17 protein-coding genes and 1 pseudogene are annotated in these 17,306 nt (G+C 72.5%); 5 read left to right on the top strand and 13 right to left on the bottom strand.

The window, feature by feature from the left end:
- Positions 1 to 8: 8 nt before the first annotated feature.
- From HNP84_RS37090 to HNP84_RS37080, 3 genes are read left to right on the top strand one after another with little or no spacing between them, the layout of a single operon-like run.
- Entirely contained in the window at positions 9 to 1,370 is a 1,362-nt protein-coding gene (locus HNP84_RS37090; RefSeq protein ID WP_185054699.1) for an ABC transporter substrate-binding protein, read from the top strand.
- Positions 1,371 to 1,426: 56 nt separating this feature from the next.
- Positions 1,427 to 2,923: a glycoside hydrolase family 36 protein gene (locus HNP84_RS37085; RefSeq protein WP_185054698.1), complete on the top strand. Its 1,497-nt coding sequence runs from the start codon at positions 1,427 to 1,429 to the stop codon at positions 2,921 to 2,923.
- Positions 2,924 to 2,981: 58 nt separating this feature from the next.
- Positions 2,982 to 4,166, top strand: coding sequence for an ROK family transcriptional regulator (locus tag HNP84_RS37080; RefSeq protein WP_221337242.1), 1,185 nt, complete (start codon positions 2,982 to 2,984; stop codon positions 4,164 to 4,166).
- Positions 4,167 to 4,253: 87 nt separating this feature from the next.
- Here the strand turns inward: HNP84_RS37080 and HNP84_RS56915 are convergent, their stop codons facing one another.
- The 7 genes and pseudogenes from HNP84_RS56915 to HNP84_RS37050 form a co-directional block, all read right to left on the bottom strand.
- Positions 4,254 to 4,469, bottom strand: coding sequence for a hypothetical protein (locus HNP84_RS56915; RefSeq protein ID WP_376772018.1), 216 nt, complete (start codon positions 4,467 to 4,469; stop codon positions 4,254 to 4,256).
- 53 nt (positions 4,470 to 4,522) lie between these two features.
- A pseudogene (locus HNP84_RS37075) lies at positions 4,523 to 4,978 on the bottom strand (PfkB family carbohydrate kinase); the annotation flags it as partial.
- A 5-nt stretch (positions 4,979 to 4,983) separates the two neighbouring features.
- The gene (locus HNP84_RS37070) at positions 4,984 to 6,282 is read right to left on the bottom strand and encodes a hypothetical protein (RefSeq protein ID WP_221337240.1); all 1,299 of its coding nucleotides are present in this window, start codon (positions 6,280 to 6,282) and stop codon (positions 4,984 to 4,986) included.
- Between the two features lie 98 nt (positions 6,283 to 6,380).
- Complete coding sequence (locus HNP84_RS37065) at positions 6,381 to 7,394, bottom strand: ABC transporter permease subunit (protein ID WP_185054696.1); 1,014 nt, start codon at positions 7,392 to 7,394, stop codon at positions 6,381 to 6,383.
- A complete protein-coding gene (locus tag HNP84_RS37060) occupies positions 7,391 to 8,929 on the bottom strand; it encodes a sugar ABC transporter ATP-binding protein (protein ID WP_185054695.1) in 1,539 nt (512 codons plus the stop codon). The genes HNP84_RS37065 and HNP84_RS37060 overlap by 4 nt, the downstream gene beginning before the upstream one ends.
- A gap of 45 nt (positions 8,930 to 8,974) precedes the next feature.
- The gene (locus HNP84_RS37055; RefSeq protein WP_221337239.1) at positions 8,975 to 9,937 is read right to left on the bottom strand and encodes an ABC transporter substrate-binding protein; all 963 of its coding nucleotides are present in this window, start codon (positions 9,935 to 9,937) and stop codon (positions 8,975 to 8,977) included.
- Positions 9,938 to 10,104: 167 nt separating this feature from the next.
- Positions 10,105 to 11,160, bottom strand: a complete 1,056-nt coding sequence (locus tag HNP84_RS37050; protein WP_185054694.1) for a LacI family DNA-binding transcriptional regulator — start codon at positions 11,158 to 11,160, stop codon at positions 10,105 to 10,107.
- Between the two features lie 272 nt (positions 11,161 to 11,432).
- On the opposite strand from HNP84_RS37050, the gene HNP84_RS37045 reads away from it, so the two are divergent.
- Together HNP84_RS37045 and HNP84_RS37040 are read left to right on the top strand one after the other, a co-directional pair.
- Entirely contained in the window at positions 11,433 to 11,942 is a 510-nt protein-coding gene (locus tag HNP84_RS37045; protein ID WP_185054693.1) for a SigE family RNA polymerase sigma factor, read from the top strand.
- A complete protein-coding gene (locus tag HNP84_RS37040) occupies positions 11,942 to 12,643 on the top strand; it encodes a hypothetical protein (RefSeq protein WP_185054692.1) in 702 nt (233 codons plus the stop codon). Before HNP84_RS37045 ends, HNP84_RS37040 begins: the two co-directional genes overlap by 1 nt.
- Positions 12,644 to 12,685: 42 nt before the next feature.
- Here the strand turns inward: HNP84_RS37040 and mftF are convergent, their stop codons facing one another.
- From mftF to mftA, 6 genes are read right to left on the bottom strand one after another with little or no spacing between them, the layout of a single operon-like run.
- Positions 12,686 to 14,188, bottom strand: coding sequence for a mycofactocin biosynthesis glycosyltransferase MftF (gene mftF, locus HNP84_RS37035; protein WP_185054691.1), 1,503 nt, complete (start codon positions 14,186 to 14,188; stop codon positions 12,686 to 12,688).
- Positions 14,185 to 14,349, bottom strand: a complete 165-nt coding sequence (locus tag HNP84_RS37030; RefSeq protein WP_185054690.1) for a hypothetical protein — start codon at positions 14,347 to 14,349, stop codon at positions 14,185 to 14,187. Before HNP84_RS37030 ends, mftF begins: the two co-directional genes overlap by 4 nt.
- Positions 14,346 to 15,527 (bottom strand): pre-mycofactocin synthase MftD, encoded by a 1,182-nt coding sequence (gene mftD, locus HNP84_RS37025; protein ID WP_185054689.1) that lies wholly within the window; start codon positions 15,525 to 15,527, stop codon positions 14,346 to 14,348. The genes HNP84_RS37030 and mftD overlap by 4 nt, the downstream gene beginning before the upstream one ends.
- Complete coding sequence (gene mftC / locus HNP84_RS37020) at positions 15,524 to 16,759, bottom strand: mycofactocin radical SAM maturase (RefSeq protein ID WP_185054688.1); 1,236 nt, start codon at positions 16,757 to 16,759, stop codon at positions 15,524 to 15,526. The genes mftD and mftC overlap by 4 nt, the downstream gene beginning before the upstream one ends.
- 22 nt (positions 16,760 to 16,781) lie before the next feature.
- A complete protein-coding gene (gene mftB / locus HNP84_RS37015) occupies positions 16,782 to 17,120 on the bottom strand; it encodes a mycofactocin biosynthesis chaperone MftB (protein WP_185054687.1) in 339 nt (112 codons plus the stop codon).
- Positions 17,121 to 17,130: 10 nt separating this feature from the next.
- Positions 17,131 to 17,250, bottom strand: coding sequence for a mycofactocin precursor MftA (gene mftA / locus HNP84_RS37010; RefSeq protein ID WP_185054686.1), 120 nt, complete (start codon positions 17,248 to 17,250; stop codon positions 17,131 to 17,133).
- Positions 17,251 to 17,306: the final 56 nt, after the last annotated feature.

Below are 17,306 nucleotides of genomic sequence, written 5' to 3'. Positions count from 1 at the left end.
ATCGACCTATGAACACCACCAAGCGGGCAGGCATGGCACTGCTGTCGCTGGCGCTCGCCGGCACGCTCGCCGCCTGCGGGTCCGGCGGCGAGTCGCAGGACGGCGCGGCCGGCGGCGACGTCACGATCGACTACTGGCTCTGGGACGACAAGCAGCAGCCCTCGTACCAGGCCTGCGCCGATGCCTTTCACGCGGCCAACCCGAACATCACCGTAAAGATCACCCAGACGGCGTGGGCCCAGTACTGGCAGAACCTCACCACCCAGCTCGCCGCGGGCCAGGCCCCGGACGTGTGGACCGACCACGTCTCCTACTACCCGCAGTTCGTCTCCAGCGGGCAGATCCTCGACATCCAGCCGTACGTCACCCGGGACAAGGTGGACCTGAGCCAGTACCAGGAGGGCCTGGCCGACGTGTGGGTGAAGGACGGCAAGCGGTTCGGCCTGCCCAAGGACTGGGACACCATCGCGCTCGTCTACAACAGCACGATGCTCGCCGAGCAGGGGATCAAGGCCGAGGAGATGGCGAACCTCACCTGGAACCCCACCGATGGCGGCACGCTCCAGCAGGTTATCGCCAAGCTCACGGTGGACGAGGACGGGCGTAACGGCCTGGACCCGAAGTTCGACAAGAACCGCGTCAAGGTGTACGGCTTCCTGCCGGAGTGGGCCGACGGCTCCCAGGGCCAGAACGGCTGGGGCGACCTGGCCGTGGCCAACGGGTGGACGTACCTGGACAAGAACCCCTGGGGAACGCGCTACAAGTACGATGACCCCAAGCTCGCCCAGACCATCGACTGGTACAAGCAGCTCATCGACAAGGGGTACGCGCCGAAGTTCGACAAGCAGTCCACCCTGGGCCGGGACGCGGTGCTCAACGCCGGCAAGGGCGCGATGACCTTCGCCGGGTCGTGGACGATCAACACCTTCCTGGGCCCGGACGCCGAGCAGAAGTTCGCCCTCGCCCCCATGCCCCTCGGCCCGGCCGGCGTGCGCAAGACCGCCATCAACGGCCTGTCCGACGCGATCTTCGCCGGCACGGAGCACAAGGAGGAGGCCTGGAAGTGGGTAAAGTTCCTCGCCTCGGCCGACTGCCAGAACATCGTCGCCGGCAACGCCGTCGTCTTCCCCGCGATCAAGAGCGCGAGCGACAAGGCCGCGGCCGCCCACAAGGCCAAGGGGCGTGACGTCCAGGCCTACCTCGACCCGACGAAGACGCCGGGCGGCACGTTCCTGCTGCCCATCACCGACCACGGCAACGAGGTGAGCCAGATCGTGCAGGACGCGATCCAGTCGGTCGTCCTCGGCCAGATCGGCGCCGCCGAGGCCCTGAAGAAGGCCAACGACCAGGTCAACGCGCTGTTCACCTGAACACCGTCACCTGAACACCGTCACCTGACCTCGCGACGTCACAGAGAAGGAGCATCATGCCGCTGCTCGTCGAGCTGGCAGGCCGTACCGTAGCCGTCGAGCCGACCGGCTCCGAGCCACCCCAGAAGATCGAGGGCGGGGTCGTGCTGCCGCCCGGCCGGGTGGCGGTGCTGCACGGCCTCGGCGACGCGCTGTTCTACCGGCACGGGCAGAACTCGTGGAGCCCGTGCGGGTGGCGGCGGCTGTCGGAGCCGCCGCTGCGCATCGCCGACCCGCGGCGCCGGGTCACCGCGGACGACCCCGTCTGGGACGACCCGGCCCGCCACCACTCCTCGGCCGTCGCCGCCCTGCAGGGCGGCGACGGGCGGGTGCTGCTGCTCGGCGCGCTCGGCATCGGCACGCCGCGCCTGGCGGCCGACCGCGACACGCTCGCCGGCTGGTACGAGGACGACGGGGCGCCGTGGTTCCTCGCATACGGCGAAGAGGAGGAGGTCTTCGGCGCCTACACCCGCGCGCTCGCCGCCCGCCTCGGCAGCGGCGCCCGGCGCGCCGGGAACGTCTGGTGTAGCTGGTACGCCTACTACGAGGGCATCACCGAGACGGGACTCGCCAAGGACATCGCCGCGCTGAACGGGCTGCCCTTCGACGTGGTGCAGGTCGACGACGGCTGGGAGGAGATGGTCGGCGACTGGGAGCCGAACGCCAAGTTCCCCTCGGGGATGCGCGCGCTCGCCGACCGGATCGCCGGCGCCGGGATGACCCCGGGACTGTGGCTGGCGCCGTTCATCGTGCTGCCGGGCTCGCGCACCGCCCGCGAGCGGCCCGAGCTGCTGCTGCGGGACGAGCGGGGCGAGCCCGTCGTCGCCGGCTACAACTGGGGCACCGGGTACTGGGCGCTGGACCTGTCGCGGGCCGACGCGCTCGACCATGTGGAGCGGCTCATCCGGCGGGTCGTGCACGAGTGGGGCTTCGGCTACCTCAAGCTCGACTTCATCAACGCCGGCGCCGCCCCCGGCGTACGGCAGGGCGGGGTCGGGCGCGAGCATGCCTACCGGCAGGCGCTGGAGCTGATCCGGCGGACGGCGGGAGAGGAGGTGTACCTGCTGGGCAGCGGCGCGATCCTGCTGCCCTCGCTCGGCCTGCTCGACGGGCTGCGCAGCGGGCCGGACGTGGCGCCGATGTGGCAGAACTACGCCAGCGACGACCCGTCCGACGCGATGGCGCGCAACGCCGTGGTAAACACGCTGCACCGGCTGTGGCACGCGCCGCTGGCCGAGGTCGATCCCGACGTGGTGTACTTCCGCAGCCGCCTGAACCTGCTCACCGACCAGCAGCTCGGCTGGCTGCGCGACCTGGCCACGGTGTGCGGCTTCCGTGCGGTGTCCGATCCGCCGGGGTGGCTGCGCGCGGAGGAGCTGGCGGACATGACGGCGTACCTGTCGGCCCGGCCGGAGGTCGTGCGGAAGGGCCGGTACGTCTTCGCCATCGACGGCCGCGAGGTGGACTTCGGCCCGGCCGTCGCAGCCGACGAGCAGCGGTATCCGATCTCCTGACTTCGGACTACCCTTTTGTAAAGGGTGCAGCATTATTAAGGGGATTGAGGGGGCGACGGTGACCGAGCAGGTCACGACGGGGACTCTGGTCACGACCGGGACGGACGTGACCCGGATGCGCGAGCTCAACGCGCTCAGCATCGTCCGGGCGCTGCGGGGCAACCCGCCGTCCACCGTCACGGAGCTGGCCACCCGCACCGGGCTGTCCCGGCCCGGGACGGACGTCATCGTGCAGGGCCTCGTCGCCGACGGCTGGCTCACCGTCGTGGAGCCCGACGGCAGCAGCGTCGTCGGGCGCCCCGCCCGCCGCTACCGGTTCAACGCCGGCGCCGGGCACGTCCTCGGCGTCGATGTCGGCGCGCACAAGGTGCTGGCCATGCTCGCCGACCTGGACGGCACCGTCGCCTCGACCAGCCGGCTGCCGGTCGGCCCCGACGCCGACCCCGCAGCGCGGCTCGCCGTCGTCGACGCGGCCGTCGATGAGTGCCTGACCGCGGCCGGCCTGAGCCCGGACGAGATCTGGGCGATCACCGTCGGCGTGACCGGGCCGGTCGACGCCAGCGGCCGTACCACGCTGTTCACGCCGCTGCCCGGGTGGGCGAGCGTGAACCCGGCCGAGCACCTGGCCGCGCGCTTCTCCTGCCCGATCCAGGTGGAGAACGACTGCAAGCTGGCCGCTCTCGCCGAGCGCTGGCAGGGGGCGGCCCGCGACGCCGACGACATCGTCTACGTGCTGGCGGGCATGCGCACCGGCGCCGGCCTGATCATCGACGGCACGCTGCGCCGCGGCTACGGCGGCGCCGCCGGCGAGATCGGCGCGCTGCGCGCCGTACGCTGGCTCACCGCGCCCTCCCACCTGGAGAACTGCGCCAGCCTGCCCCCGGGCATCGACACCGACAACGCGGCGGCCTGGGTGTTCAACGCCGCCCGCTCCGGCGACAAGGCGGCCAGGACCGCCGTCCGCCGCTACACCCGCGACCTCGCCGTCGGCACCGCCGCCCTGGTCCTCACCCTCGACCCGCAGGTCGTCATCCTCGGCGGCGGCTTCTCCCGCTCCGCCGACCTCATCCTCGACCACCTGGCCCGCGAGCTCGCCCGCACCTGCCTGCGCGTCCCCGAGATCCGCGCCTCCACCCTCGGCGCCGAGAGCGTCGCCCTGGGCGCGCTGCGCCTGGCCCTCAACGAGGTGGACGCCCGCCTGTTCGGCATGGGCCTGTCCACACCGGCCGCCCCACGCGCCTGACCGCCGCCCAGGGAGACCCGGCCCCGAACACGAACACGAACACGGACACGGACACGGACACGGACACGGACACGAACACGGCCCCGGTCATCGGGGACGACCGAGCCTGCCGGCCACGGCCTCGCGGACGGGTGGGTCGGCTCCGGCCCGCGTCAGCGCGGCGACCGTGGCCGCGTGGTCGAGGATCCCGGCCAGGGCCGTGGCCGGCAGACCGCCGATCGAGCGGGGATCGGCGTGGCCGTCGCGTACCAGCGCGTCCAGCAGGCCGGCGGTGAAGGCGTCTCCCGCGCCGACCGTGTCCACGACGCGCGCACGCGCGGCGGGCCGGCGTACCAGGCCCGCGCGGGCCGGACGTTGGGGTCGAAGCTGACCAGCACGCCGTCCTCAGCCCGCGCCCGCGTGAGCGCCGCGGCGATGCGGTCGCCGCCGGGAGGCGTCCACGAGGCCAGAGACCCCGCGTGCAGCACCCGGGGTCTCGGCGGGAAGCGGGGTTCGGCGTCCTGCCACTGCCAGTCGGCGGTGCCCTCGACGTACAGGTCGTTGGCGGGCTGCCGCGTCTGGTCGATGCGGACGAGCGCGAGGGTGGCCGGTTCCCGCGCCGGGACCGACCAGCGCAGATCCACGCCGTTCGCCCTGGCGTGCTCGCGCAGCATCTCCCCAGGCGCCCCGCCGGAGATGCGGGCCACGAACGCGGTGGGCCGGCCCAGACGGGCGAGCCCGACCGCGACGTTGAGCGGGCTGCCGCCGGGATGGGCGGTGTAGGTGCGGCCGCCGTCCCGGCTGACCAGGTCGAGGACCGACTCGCCGACCACGGTGATCACCCGGCGCCCCCCGTCACCAGGGGCGGGGTGGCGAGCTGGTCGGCGACGTCGGTCCAGGTGTCGCGGAACATCCCGTACGCGGTCTTGATCTCCACGCCGACCGGGAGCTCCGGGCACTCGTTCTCGCCGTTGGTCCCCCAGTTGACCCAGCCGGACTGGCGGCGCTGCACGATCTGGAAGGCGCCCGACGGGGCCGAGGTCCACCAGACCATCGTCCGGCCCGTCCCGGTGTGGAACTCCGCCGTCTTCGACGCCGGCCCAGGGAAGATCGTCTCATCCGGGGCGGCGGACACCTCGACGGGCTCGTCCGCCAGTGTCCACGCGCGCTCCGGCAGGTCGGCGCGCACATGGGCGGCGGCGCGTACGCGGGCCAGACGCTCGCGGATCTCGTCGTCCTCCAGCGCCCCCTCCCAGGCGCAGAACAGGCGCCAGTAGAGATCCCAGTGCGCCGACCGCATGTCGCCGGTCAGCAGCCGCCGGAACTCCTCGAACTTCGGCGACGCGGCGGGCCTGGGGGCGGCGGTGGTCTCCGCGACCATCTTGACCAGCTCCTCCGCGTACGGGTCGCCCGCCCGGTAGCGGGTGCCGCCGTAGGCCGCGAACCGGTCGAAGAGCAACTCGCCCTTGCCGCCCTCGAACTCGTCGCCGACGGTGATCTTGTTGGTGATCGACCGGCCGTTGATGACGGTCTGGAAGTCGTCCACGTGGTAGACACGGGTGAAGTACGGCGTGCCGTAGGTGAAGATCCAGTCGATGGCGAACCGCTTGCCCCTCAGCTCGTCGAGCAGGCCGTCGGGCACGGTGCCGCGCATCCGGTAGTGGTGCATGACCGGCCCCCGCTCCACCACCTCGACGTCCACGGTGGTGTGCTCGGGCGGGTTGACGAGCCCGTTCTCCGGGGTGAAGAACGGCCCGTAGAACCCGCCGATCGCGTTGTCGCCGGACGGGAGCAGGTCCACGCCCTCGGCCACGCTGCCGAAGTGGCGCAGGCCCCACTTGGACGAGCCGGTGCCGCCGGCGGTGCCGGTGCACATCTCCAGGTCGAAGTAGCCCGTGTCCAGCCGGACGAACGCGTCCGCCTCCCGCGCCCGGCCTTCCCGGATGCCGTCGCGCGGTTGCGCCGCCGGGCCCACCAGGGTCAGCTCCACCCGCTTGTCGAAGGTGACGACGGCGGCGAACGTGGTCCTCCCGGGCGCGGACCGGGAGGCGAGCCGCTGGCAGGTCACCTCGTCCCCGGCGTCGGTGCGGGCGAGCCACAGATCGCCGCCGAGATCCTCCTCGACAGTGAAGATCACCGGTTCGCACACGCGGCGACCTGGTACGACGTCGCTGACGACGACAGTAGGGGGAGCCAAGGCCCGTCCTTTCATCGATCGAGTTCGCTGAGTGGGGGTCATCGGGACAGGCGCAGCGGGCGCCGTTTCAGGCTGTCGATCCCGATGGCGAGGATGATGACGACGCCCTTGATGAGCAGTTGCGTGAAGAAGGGGACGTTCATCAGGATCAGACCGGTGCTGAGCACGCCGAGGATGATCGAGCCGACGAGCGTGCCGAGGATCCGGCCGCGCCCGCCCATGAGGCTCGTGCCCCCGAGGACGACCGCGGCGATGGCGTCCAGCTCGTAGCCGGTGCCGGCCGTGGGCTGCGCCGACACCACGCGTGCGGCGAAGATGACGCCGGCCAGGCCCGCGCAGGCGCCGGCGAGCACGTACACGGAGGTCGTGACGAGCCGTACGTTGACGCCCGCGAGCCGGGCGGCCTCGGCGTTCCCGCCGACCGCGTACACGTGCCGGCCGTACCTGGTGCGTTCCAGCAGGAACCAGGCGACGAGGTAGACGACGGCCATGACCACCACCGGCACCGGGACGCCGAGCATGTAACCGTTGCCGATGTCGCGGAAGTTCAGCGTGTTGGACACGATCGGCTGTCCGTCCGTCATCGTGTACGCCAGCCCGCGCAGGCAGGTCATCGTGCCCAGGGTGACGATGAACGCGGCGAGCGCCAGGTACGACGTGAGCAGCCCGTTCAGCAGCCCGGCCACGGCCCCGGCGAGGACGCCGGCGAGGATGGCGAGCGGCGCCGGGACGTCCGCCACGGCGCACAGGACCGCCACGACCCCCGACACGGCCACGATCGAGCCCACCGACAGGTCGATGCCGGCGGTGAGGATGACGAAGGTCATGCCCGCCGCCAGGATCGCGTTGATGGAGATCGACCGCGCGATGTTGAGCAGGTTGTCCACGGTGGCGAAGTTGGGGGCGATCGCGGCCATCAGCGCCACCAGCACGATCAGGACGGCGACGATGCCCAGCCGGTCCCACCAGTAGGCGAAGCCCGGCGTCGGCGCCGGCACACCGTCGCGCCGCGCGGCGCCGTCGCGCTCGCCGGCGATCGTGTGATCAGTCATTCGGTCCTCCAGCTCGGTCCTCCGGCCGTCCGCGCCAGGGTTCCCGTGGCGTGGAGCATCACGTCCTCCTCCGTCGCGGTGCGCGAGTCCAGCTCGTGCACGATGCGGCCCTCGCGCATGACGAGGATCCGGTCGCTGATGCCGATGGCCTCCGGCAGGTCGGACGAGACGACCAGCACGGCCTTCCCGGCCGCCACCAGCTCGGCGACGATCTCGTAGATCTCGCTCTTGGCCCCGATGTCGACGCCCCGGGTCGGCTCGTCGAGGATCAGCACGTCCGCGTCCCGCAGTAGCCAGCGCGCGAGCACCGCCTTCTGCTGGTTTCCGCCGGACAGGTCCTTGGCCGCCAGGTCCAGGGCGGACAGGCGCAGCCGGAGCCGGCGCATCTGGTCCTTGACCGCGCCGCGGATGTGGCCGCGCCTGAGCACGCCGCCGCCGCCGAAACGCTCCAGCGAGCCGAGGGCGATGTTGTCCTCCACCGAGTGGTCGAGGAACAGCGCCTGCTCCTTGCGGCTCTCGGGGACCATGGCGATCCCCGCCGCGATCGCCCGCCTGGGACCGCTCGCGGTGACCGAGGCGCCCTTGACGGTCACCGTGCCGCCGGCGGCGCGGTCGGCGCCGAAGATCATCCTGGCCACCTCGGTACGCCCGGCGCCCACCAGCCCGGCCAGGCAGACCACCTCGCCGGCCCGCACCTGGAAGCTCACCGGCCCCACCCGGCCGCCGTCGGTCAGATCGCGCACGTCCAGCACGACCTCGCCCGGTGTGCGCGGCCCACGGTGGTACAGGTCGTCGAGGTCGCGGCCCACCATCATGGACACGACGTCGGGAGGGCTGATCTCCCCCTTGTCGCGGGTCGCGACGTACCTGCCGTCGCGGAAGACGGTCACCCGGTCCGCGAGCCGCCAGACCTCCTCCATCCGGTGGGAGATGTAGACCAGGCCGGCGCCCGCGGCGCGCATCTCGTCGATGATGTCGTACAGGTGCAGCGCCTCGCCCTGCGAGAGCGCCGCGGTCGGCTCGTCGAGCACCAGGATCCGCGCGTCCTCGCTGACCGCGCGGGCGATCTCCACCATCTGCTGCATGCCGACGCTCAGCTCGCCCAGCTCGCGGCGCGGGTCGATCCTGGCCCCGATCCGAGCGAGCTTCTCGTGGGCGGATTCGAGCATCGCCCGCCGGTCGAGCGCGCCGTACCGGTTGCGGGGCTCCCGGCCGAGCGCCAGGTTCTCCGCGACCGTCATCGCCGGGACCGTGTTCAGCTCCTGGTGGATGATCGCGATGCCGTGCGCCTTCGCCTCGGCCGGGGAGCGGATCTCGACCTCCGCGCCGTCCAGGAGGATCCGGCCGGAGTCGCGCTGGATGTTCCCCGCCAGGATCTTCATCAGCGTGGACTTGCCGGCGCCGTTCTCGCCCATCAGGGCGTGGACCTCGCCGGCGCGCAGCTCGAAGTCCACGCCGTCCAGCGCGACCGTGGAGCCGAAGCGCTTGGTCACGCCCTCCAGCCGCAGCAGCGGCCGGACGCCGGGCGCGCTCATCTCGCCACCTCCCGGGGACTCCCCCGCCGGCCGGCCCCGCGGCCGCTACCAGCCCTGGTACTCATCGACGTTGTCGCGGGTGACGAGCTCGCTCGGGATGAGAATGGTCTTCTCCGCCGGCGGCTTCTTGGCGACGATGTCCTGCGCGACCTGCACGGCGCGGCGCACCATCTCGGCCGGGTTCTGGGTCGCGGTGCCGATGAACGGCGATCCCGAGCGCCGCAGCTCGGCCACCGCCTCCGGGCTGCCGTCCACGCCGGTGACCTTCACCTGCCCCGACTTGCCCGCCTGCTCCACGGCCAGGACGGCGCCCAGCGCGGAGGGGTCGTTCATGCCGAAGATGCCCTGGACGTCCGGGGAGGCGGTCAACATGTCCGTGGTGACGGCCAGCCCCGACGCGCGGTCGTTCTTCGACGCCTGCTGGCCCACGACCTTGATGCCCGGGTAGTTCTTCAGCACGTTCTTGCACCCGGTGATGCGGTCGCGGATCGTCTGGATCGGCGTGCCGTCCACGAGCAGGACGTTGCCCTTGCCGCCCATCTCCTTGAACAGGTAATCGCACGATTTCTCGCCCGCCTGCACGGCGTCGGTCATGATGACGGCGTCCGCGCCCTTGGCCGGGGTGTCCACGGCGATGACGATGATGCCGGCCTGCTTGGCGCGCACGATCGCGGGCTCGATGCCGTTCTCGTCGACCGCGCTGATCACGATCAGGTCGACGCCCTGCTGGATGAACGCGTCGATCTGGTTGTTCTGGTTGGCCAGGTCGAGCTGCGCGTCCTGGGTGTTCTCACCGGCCCCGATCTTCGCCGCGGCCTCCTTGGCGCCCTTGTCCATGGCGGAGAAGAACGGGTTGGACATGTCCTGGACCATCAGGCCGATCTGCTCGATCTTCTGCGGGGTTCCGCCGGCCTCGGCGTCGCCGGACGTACAGGCGGTGAGGCCCAGCATCGCGACGGCGGCCGTGGCCGTGGCAAGCGCGCGGCGGCGCCTGGGGGTGGGCTGCATTCGAATCTCTCCTGTGCATACGAGGGCTCGCGGGACCGGTAGCGAGATGATCACTTTCGGTCACGGCAAGAGGGCGCGCGGCATCGTGAGCCGTCCCCGCCGGGGGGAGCGGGCTCAGGCCGCGGGACTGTCAGGGGGGTGGATCGCGTACGGCCCGGGGCCGCGCGTCAGCAGCCGCACGATCTCCTGATGATGAGATCGGAGCTGAGCTCGCGGCGGTCTTCGGGCCGGTAGGCCGGGGTGGGAGGGTCACCGCGCAGCTCGGCCTTGATCTGGTCGTCGATGATGCGCGTGAGCGTCTGCGCCGCGATGACGCCGATGGTCTCGCTGTCCTCGTTGAGCACGGTCAGCGGGGGGTCCAGCAGCGCGGCCCAGGCGAACTCGTCGAAGGCGACGACCGCGACGTCGTCCGGTATCCTCACGCCTCTGGCGTGGAGCACGCGCAGGGCTCCGTGCAGCATCGGGTTGTTGCCCGCGATGACGGCCCGGGGCAGGGCGCGGCCGGGGGTGTCGAGGTAGGCCGTCAGCGTGGCGTAGGCGGACTCAACATCGTTCTCACTCTCTATCACCTCGATGCCGGCGCCGTACTTCAGCGCCGCGGCGCGGATCCCGCGCTCGCGCTCCGCGCGGGTGGACCAGCGCGCCGGGTAGGCCAGGAACAGCCAGTCGCGGTAGCCGTGCTCGCCCAGGTGCGCGCCGACCTTCATGCTCGCGGAGAAGTTGTCGGTCGTGATGCTCGGGACCCGGGTCGCCGACTCGTGCGGGATCGAGTCCACGAAGACGACGGGGATGTCCCAGTCTTCGAGCAGTTTCATGTTGTGCGGAGCGAGCGTGAGGGTGGCGATCACTCCGGCGGTGCGTGACTGGATCAGGTCCTGGATGGTCGCGTCCTCCAGCTCGGGCGTGTAGACGCCCTCGGCCGCGATGTCGGCCACGATGGCGGTCCGGTCGGACAGGCGCAACGTGCGCTGGATGCCCTTCATCAGGTCGATGTAGTAGTAGTTGGAGGTGCTGGCCGTGACCACCGCGACCGAGCTGCGCGTGTTCTTGCGGAGCTCCTGCGCCGCCCGGTTGGGCACGTAGCCCAGTTCGCGCGCGACCTTCAGCACCAGCTCCCGGCTCGCCGCGGACACGCCGTCGCCGTTGCTGAGGGCGCGCGACACCGTGTAGACCGACAGGCCCGCCGCCCGGCTCACGTCACGAAGAGTGGGCTTCCGTGCCACCAAGGACCTCCTAAACGATTAGGTTCGCGGGTTGGCTCTCGCTCAGGGCCTGCCTTCCTAAACGATTAGGGCGATCGTAGGGGCCGGTGACCTGGGCGTCAATAGTGCGTGTCCATAACCTCACAATCCGTCCTGCCACAAGGACAGGCACTCCCCGTGTCCGGGGACCGCTCCCGCCGTCCCGGCCCACAGCGGCGCCTGTCCCTTCCATGCAACCGGCGCCCGGGCCGGACGCATCTCCTGTGGTGTGAAGCCGTCTATCTGGGAGACCCATGAACGTTGACGAGGAGTACACCGCCTACGTGAGCGCCCGGCTGCCCTGGCTGCGGAAGATCGCTTACCCGTTGTGCCAGGACTGGCACCGCGCCGACGACCTGGTGCAGACGGCGATAACGCGGCTCTACGTCAAGTGGCGCCAGGCGCGGGCCGCCGACGACCTCGACGCGTACGTACGGACGATGCTGATCCGGGTCTTCCTCGCCGAACAGCGGGGCGGTTGGTTTTCCCGGGTGCGGCTGACGTCCGCGATATCCCATCAGCCGTCCGAAGGCGGCGACCGGGACATGGCCATGGACGTCAGCCGGGCCCTCGCCGCCGTCCCTCCGCGCCAGCGCGCCACCCTCGTGCTGCGCTTTCACTGCGATCTGAGCGTCGAGCAGACCGCCCGCGCGCTGGGCTGCTCGACCGGAACCGTCAAGAGCCAGACCGCCCGCGGCCTCGCCGCTCTGCGCGCGATGCTCGGCGAGCAGGAGTCCCGTCTCGTGCGTACGGAGGAATGCTGATGGACGTCAAGCAGGTGTTCGACTCGCTGGCGCGGCAGGAGCAGCCGCCCACCGCGGTGGACGTGAACATGGCCATCGTGGCGGGACGCGCCATGCGCAGACGTCGTCGTGCGGCCGTCGCCGGGATCACGGCGGCGGCGGTGGTCGCGGCCGTCCTCGTGGCCGGGGTGGTTCGCCCGTGGTCGGGGCAGCGCGACGGCGTCGCCGTGGCCGTGCCCGCCGCGCCGTCCGTCACGGCCACGCCCTCCCCCACGGCCACGCCCTCCCCCACGGCCACGCCATGGCCCGGCTACAAGGGATTCGCGGAGCTGAAGAAGAGCCATCCCCCCAAGGGGAGGATCGCCTTCGTGCCGCCGCTGCTGATGTGGGTGAGCGACGCGCCCCGTGAGAACGAGCTCTTCCTGTGCGAGAGCGGGCCGAACGGCGGCTCCTGCTCCGGATTTCCCCCGCTCGCCGGCAAGGAGTTCGCCCGTACGCAGGGCAAGCTTCGCGGCGTGGGCGTCTGGTTCGGCGTGGCCAGGGACGACGTTCACGCGGTGACGGCCGTCACCGAGGACGGGCGGAGGCTTCCGGCCGACCTGACGCGGGGTGTCGGCGCCGGGCTCGGGCTGTGGGCCGTCGAGTATCCCTCCGGAACCGAGGTGCGCGGGCTCGTCGTGACCGGTGCGAGGGGGGAGACCCTGCAGCGGATCGCCCTGTGACGCCTCCGGCCGGCTCCCGACGGGCCGAGGCGACCACCCGGTTCACGATCCGGGAGTCCGCGGCGGCCCGCCGGCGTCCGGCGGCCTGTGCCCCTGCCCCACCTTGCGCACGGCGAATCGCGGGACCAGCGGCGCCGCGGTGAGCCGGCGGGCGGCGCCCAGCCAGACGCCCCACCCGTAGGCGAGGTCGTCGAGGCGGCGGACGGCCACGTGGGCGAGCGGCCCGAGCCCGGAGCCCGAACGGCGGTGATCGGCCAAGCCCTCGGCGACGGCGGCCGCGATCAGCGCGTAGCGGGCCTTGCGGTTCACGGCCGCGGCGGCGACGGCGACCGGCCAGTGGTGCCGGGTGGCGCAGCGCAGCAGTTGCTCGGCGGTGCCGCGCAGCGCGGCCAGCGACAGCAGGGCTCCGGCCCTGACCGGGGTGTCGGCGTCGGGCATACGCCGCGCCAGCCGGGCGGCGGCCACCCCCGTCAGGACGGCGGCGAGGGCGGCCGGGGCGGGTCTGCCCCGCAGCAGCAGCGTGCAGGCGGCCAGGGACCACGGTGAGGCGTACAGCGGCGGCACCTGCCCGGGATGCCGCAGCGCCAGGTCCGCGGCGCCGGTGCCGTAGCCGACCCGTTGGGCGATCCAGGAGCGCAGGCCCGTGCGGTTGGCGTGGCGGACGCGGGAGGCGGGGACGTAGCGCAGCCGCCAGCCCGCCCCGTGCAACCGCAGGCACAGGTCGACGTCCTCCCCGACGCGCATCGCGGGGTCGAAGCCGGCGCCGACGGCGCGGCGCCTGAGCACGACGGTGGCGCTCGGCACGTACGGCAGCGCGGTCAGCGGCACGACCGGCCCTTCCCGCGCGCCCATGTCGAGGGGCGAGCGCACCTGCTCGTACCGGTCCAGTACGCCCGGCGCCGCCACGGGCAGGGCCGACACCCGGGGCGCCGCCAGGGCCACCATCGGGTCGGCGAACTGCGCCAGGAGCGGGGCGAGCCAGCCGGGTTCCGGGACGACGTCGGAGTCGCAGCACGCCACGTACGCCGTCCGGGCGTGGCGCAGGCCGGTGTTGCGGGCCGCCGCCGGGCCCATGTTGTGCGGGTGGACGAGAAGGCGCGCGCCGTGACTGCGGACGACGCGTGCCACCGCGTCCGGAGCCTTCGAGCCGTCGTCCACGACCAGGATCGGCAGGCCGCGGGTGTCCGGGTCGGCGCGCAGGGCGGCCAGCAGCCGGTCCAGCCGGTCGGCGCGGTCGCGTACGGGGATCACGATCGTGGTGTCACGCACGGGGAAGGCGGCCGGACGCGGATGGACGACGCCCGCGTCCAGGAGGCGGCGGGCGAGGGCGGCGCTCAGCGGGTCGGTGACGGTGAACCGGCCGCTCTCCAGCAGGCGGACCGCCCGGCCGCCCAGGCGCAGCAGGCGCGGCGGAGAGCCTCCGAGCATCAGCCGCCCGTCGCGGGAGCGGTGCGTGTCGGAGGCGAGCTCGACCGCGAACCCGTCGGGCAGGCGGCCGCCGCACGGCGGGGACGGCAGGGGCTCCGGGCAGACCCGCGGCCTCATGCCGTGAACCCTCCGTCCGCGTGCTCGCGCACGTCCGCCCGGATCGCGCGGACCGAGGGGAACTCCTCGGCGAGCGCGTCCAGCAGGGCCGGGCCCGCGAGCGGGCAGGGCACGGCCGGGCCGGCGGCGCACCGGTCTGCGGCGACGAGAGGGGACGTCATGACGTCTCACCGGTGCCGAGGGATCGGGTGAACCCCGGGGGGATCACCACGTCGTCCCTGGTCAGCTCGCGAACCGACGAGCGGCCCAGGCCGAGCAGCGCCGAGTCGATGCCGCCGCGCAGGATGTCCAGCACGTTCTCCACCCCGGCCTGCCCGCCCGCGGCCAGGCCCCACAGGTACGCGCGGCCGATCAGCACGGCCTTGGCGCCGAGTGACAACGCCTTGACCACGTCGCTGCCGCGCCGGACGCCGCCGTCCAGCAGCACGTCGACATCGTCGCCCACCGCGTCGGCGATGGAAGGCAGCACGCGTATGGGTGCCGGGGTCGAGTCAAGGTTGTTGCCGCCGTGATTGGACACCGAGATCGCGGTGACGCCCGCGTCGACCGCGCGCAGGGCGTCGTCCACCCGGCACACGCCCTTGAGCATGAACGGCCCGTCCCACTGCTCGCGCAGCCACCGCACGTCCTCCCACGAGGGCGGCGGGGTCAGCATCCACTCGCCGTACGCGCCGAAGAACGTGGGCGGGGCCTGGCCTGGCTCGGCCAAGTTGGGCGTCGTCAGGTCGGGCAGGCTCCGGGATCTCAGGTAGCCGGCCAGCCAGCGCGGGCGGGTCAGGGCCTCCGGCGCGAAGCGCGCCATCTCCCTGAGCGTCAGCCGCTCCGGAATGCGCGGGCTGCCCCAGTCGCGGCCGTGGGAGAAGGACCAGTCGAGGGTGACGATCAGCCCCTTCGCCCCGGCCTCGCGGGCGCGCTCGACGCGGCGCGCCATCGCCTCCTTGCCGCCCATCCAGTACATCTGGAAGAACGTCCGCGGATTGGCCGCCACGACCTCCTCAAGCGGCCTGCCGGCGAACGAGCTGAGCCCCATCGCGGTGCCCCGCGACGCCGCCGCCCGCGCCACCGCGACCTCCCCACCGGGGTGCACGGCCTGCACCCCGGTGGGCGAGATGATCACGGGCAGCGAGATCTGCTCCCCCATGACCGTCGTCGTCTGGTCGCGCTTCTCCGACAGGCCCGCCACGTGCGGCGCGAAGCCCAGCTCGGCGAACGCCGCGGTGTTGTCGCCGTATGAGACGCCCTGCTCCGACCCGGCGAGCAGCGCGCCGTACACGGATCTGGGCAGCCGCTTCCTGGCCAGGCGCTGCGCGTGCGCGACCGTCTCGAACCAACCGCTCATGACCGTCCTCCCATCGGGTGCACCGGCTCCATGCCGGACAGCGGGCTCTCGTCGCAGAAGCGGTCCGGCCGGCCCGGCCGGACGGCGGGCATGCCCAGGGCCACGGTGCGGCGCGAGTGATCGTTGCCCTGGCGGGGCAGCGCGCCCGGCTCGACCGACCGCAGGGCCGCCTCGCCATGGCCCTTGACGCACTCGGGGTCGGGCCCGTCCAGAGGCAGGCCGGTGAAGAACTTCGCGGCCATGCACCCACCCTGGCAGGTGTCGTAGGCCGGGCACCGGGCGCAGGCTCCCCCGGACGACGGCCGCCGCAGCTCGGCGAACAGCGGCGACTCGCGCCACACCCGCTCGAACCCGCCGGGCGAGCGGACGTTGCCCGCCTGGAACGCGTCGTGGATGGCGAACGGGCAGGCGTACACGTCGCCGACCGGGTCGATGAGGCAGACCACCCGTCCCGCGCCGCACAGGTTCAGCCCCGGCAGCGGCGCCGAGCCGAGGGCGTTGAGATGGAAGAACGAGTCCCCGGTGAGCACCCGGTCGCCGCGGTCGAGCAGCCAGGCGTAGATCTCGCGCTGCTGGGCGGCCGTGGGGTGCAGGTCGTCCCACACGTCGGCCCCGCGGCCGGACGGCCGCAGCCGGGTGATCCGCAACTGCGCCCCGTACCGGTCGGCGATGGCGGCGAAGGCGTCGAGCTGCCCGACGTTCCGCCGGGTCATCACCACCGAGATCTTGAAGCCGGAGAACCCGGCGGCGGCGAGGTTCTCCATGGCCCGCACCGCCATGTCGTACGAGCCGGGGCCGCGCACCGCGTCGTTGACCTCGCGGGTCGCCCCGTCGAGGGAGATCTGCACGTCGACGTAGTCGGTGGCGGCCAGCCGCCGCGCCCGCTCGGGACTCAGCCGCACCCCGTTGGTGGAGAACTTCACGCCGACGTGGTGGTCGATCGCGTAGTCCAGCAGGTGCCAGAAGTCGGAGCGGACGGTGGGTTCCCCGCCGCCGACGTTGACGTAGAAGACCTGCATCCGCTCCAGCTCGTCGATGACGGCCTCGATCTCCGCGGTGGACAGCTCGCGGGGGTCACGCCGTCCGGACGAGGACAGGCAGTGCGCGCAGGACAGGTTGCATGCGTACGTCCACTCCCAGGTCAGGCAGATGGGAGCGGCCAGCCCGCCCTTGAACTGCTCGGCCAGGGCTGGGACGCGCTCGGCGCGCGGAGGGTCGTGAAGGGTCGTCATCAGCGCACTCCCGTCGGGCCCCCTAGCGGGGGACGATCATGCCGGCCGCGGCCAGCGAGGCCAGCGCGCGCAGGAAGGCGCCGCGCCGGGTGCCGGGGACGCCGGCGAGGGCGTCCCCGGCGCTGGGGTACCGTTCCAGCTCTCGGACGAGCTCCACCAGTTCGGGCGCCTTCAGGAACGAGAGCCGCCGGTTGCCGAAGTGGTACGCGAGCGCTCCGAACGGCTCGGGGCGCAGCGCGACCGACCGGCTCAGCCGGTACGGCCGTCCCGGGTCGAAGGCCGCCCCGCCCGCGTCCGCCGTCCCGGCGGCGTCCGGCGTCCCGGGGGTCCCCCGTGCCGCGGAGGGCGTGGATGAGGGCATCGCCGGGCTCTCAGTAGACGCCGCACATGCCGTCGATGGAGACCTCCTCGACCAGGAGCTCCTCGGTCAGGTCATCGGGCTCGGGCACGGCGTCGTGTGCCTGCTCGGCGTGGTGGATGTCCCGTTGCATGAAATGCCTCCCAAGGTGTGCGCCGGCTGAGCCGGAGCCGAATGGGCGCCAGTGGC

It is taken from the genome of Thermocatellispora tengchongensis (genome assembly GCF_014202315.1).
GTDB lineage: Bacteria > Actinomycetota > Actinomycetes > Streptosporangiales > Streptosporangiaceae > Thermocatellispora > Thermocatellispora tengchongensis.
This window is presented reverse-complemented; position numbering and strand designations above follow the sequence as displayed.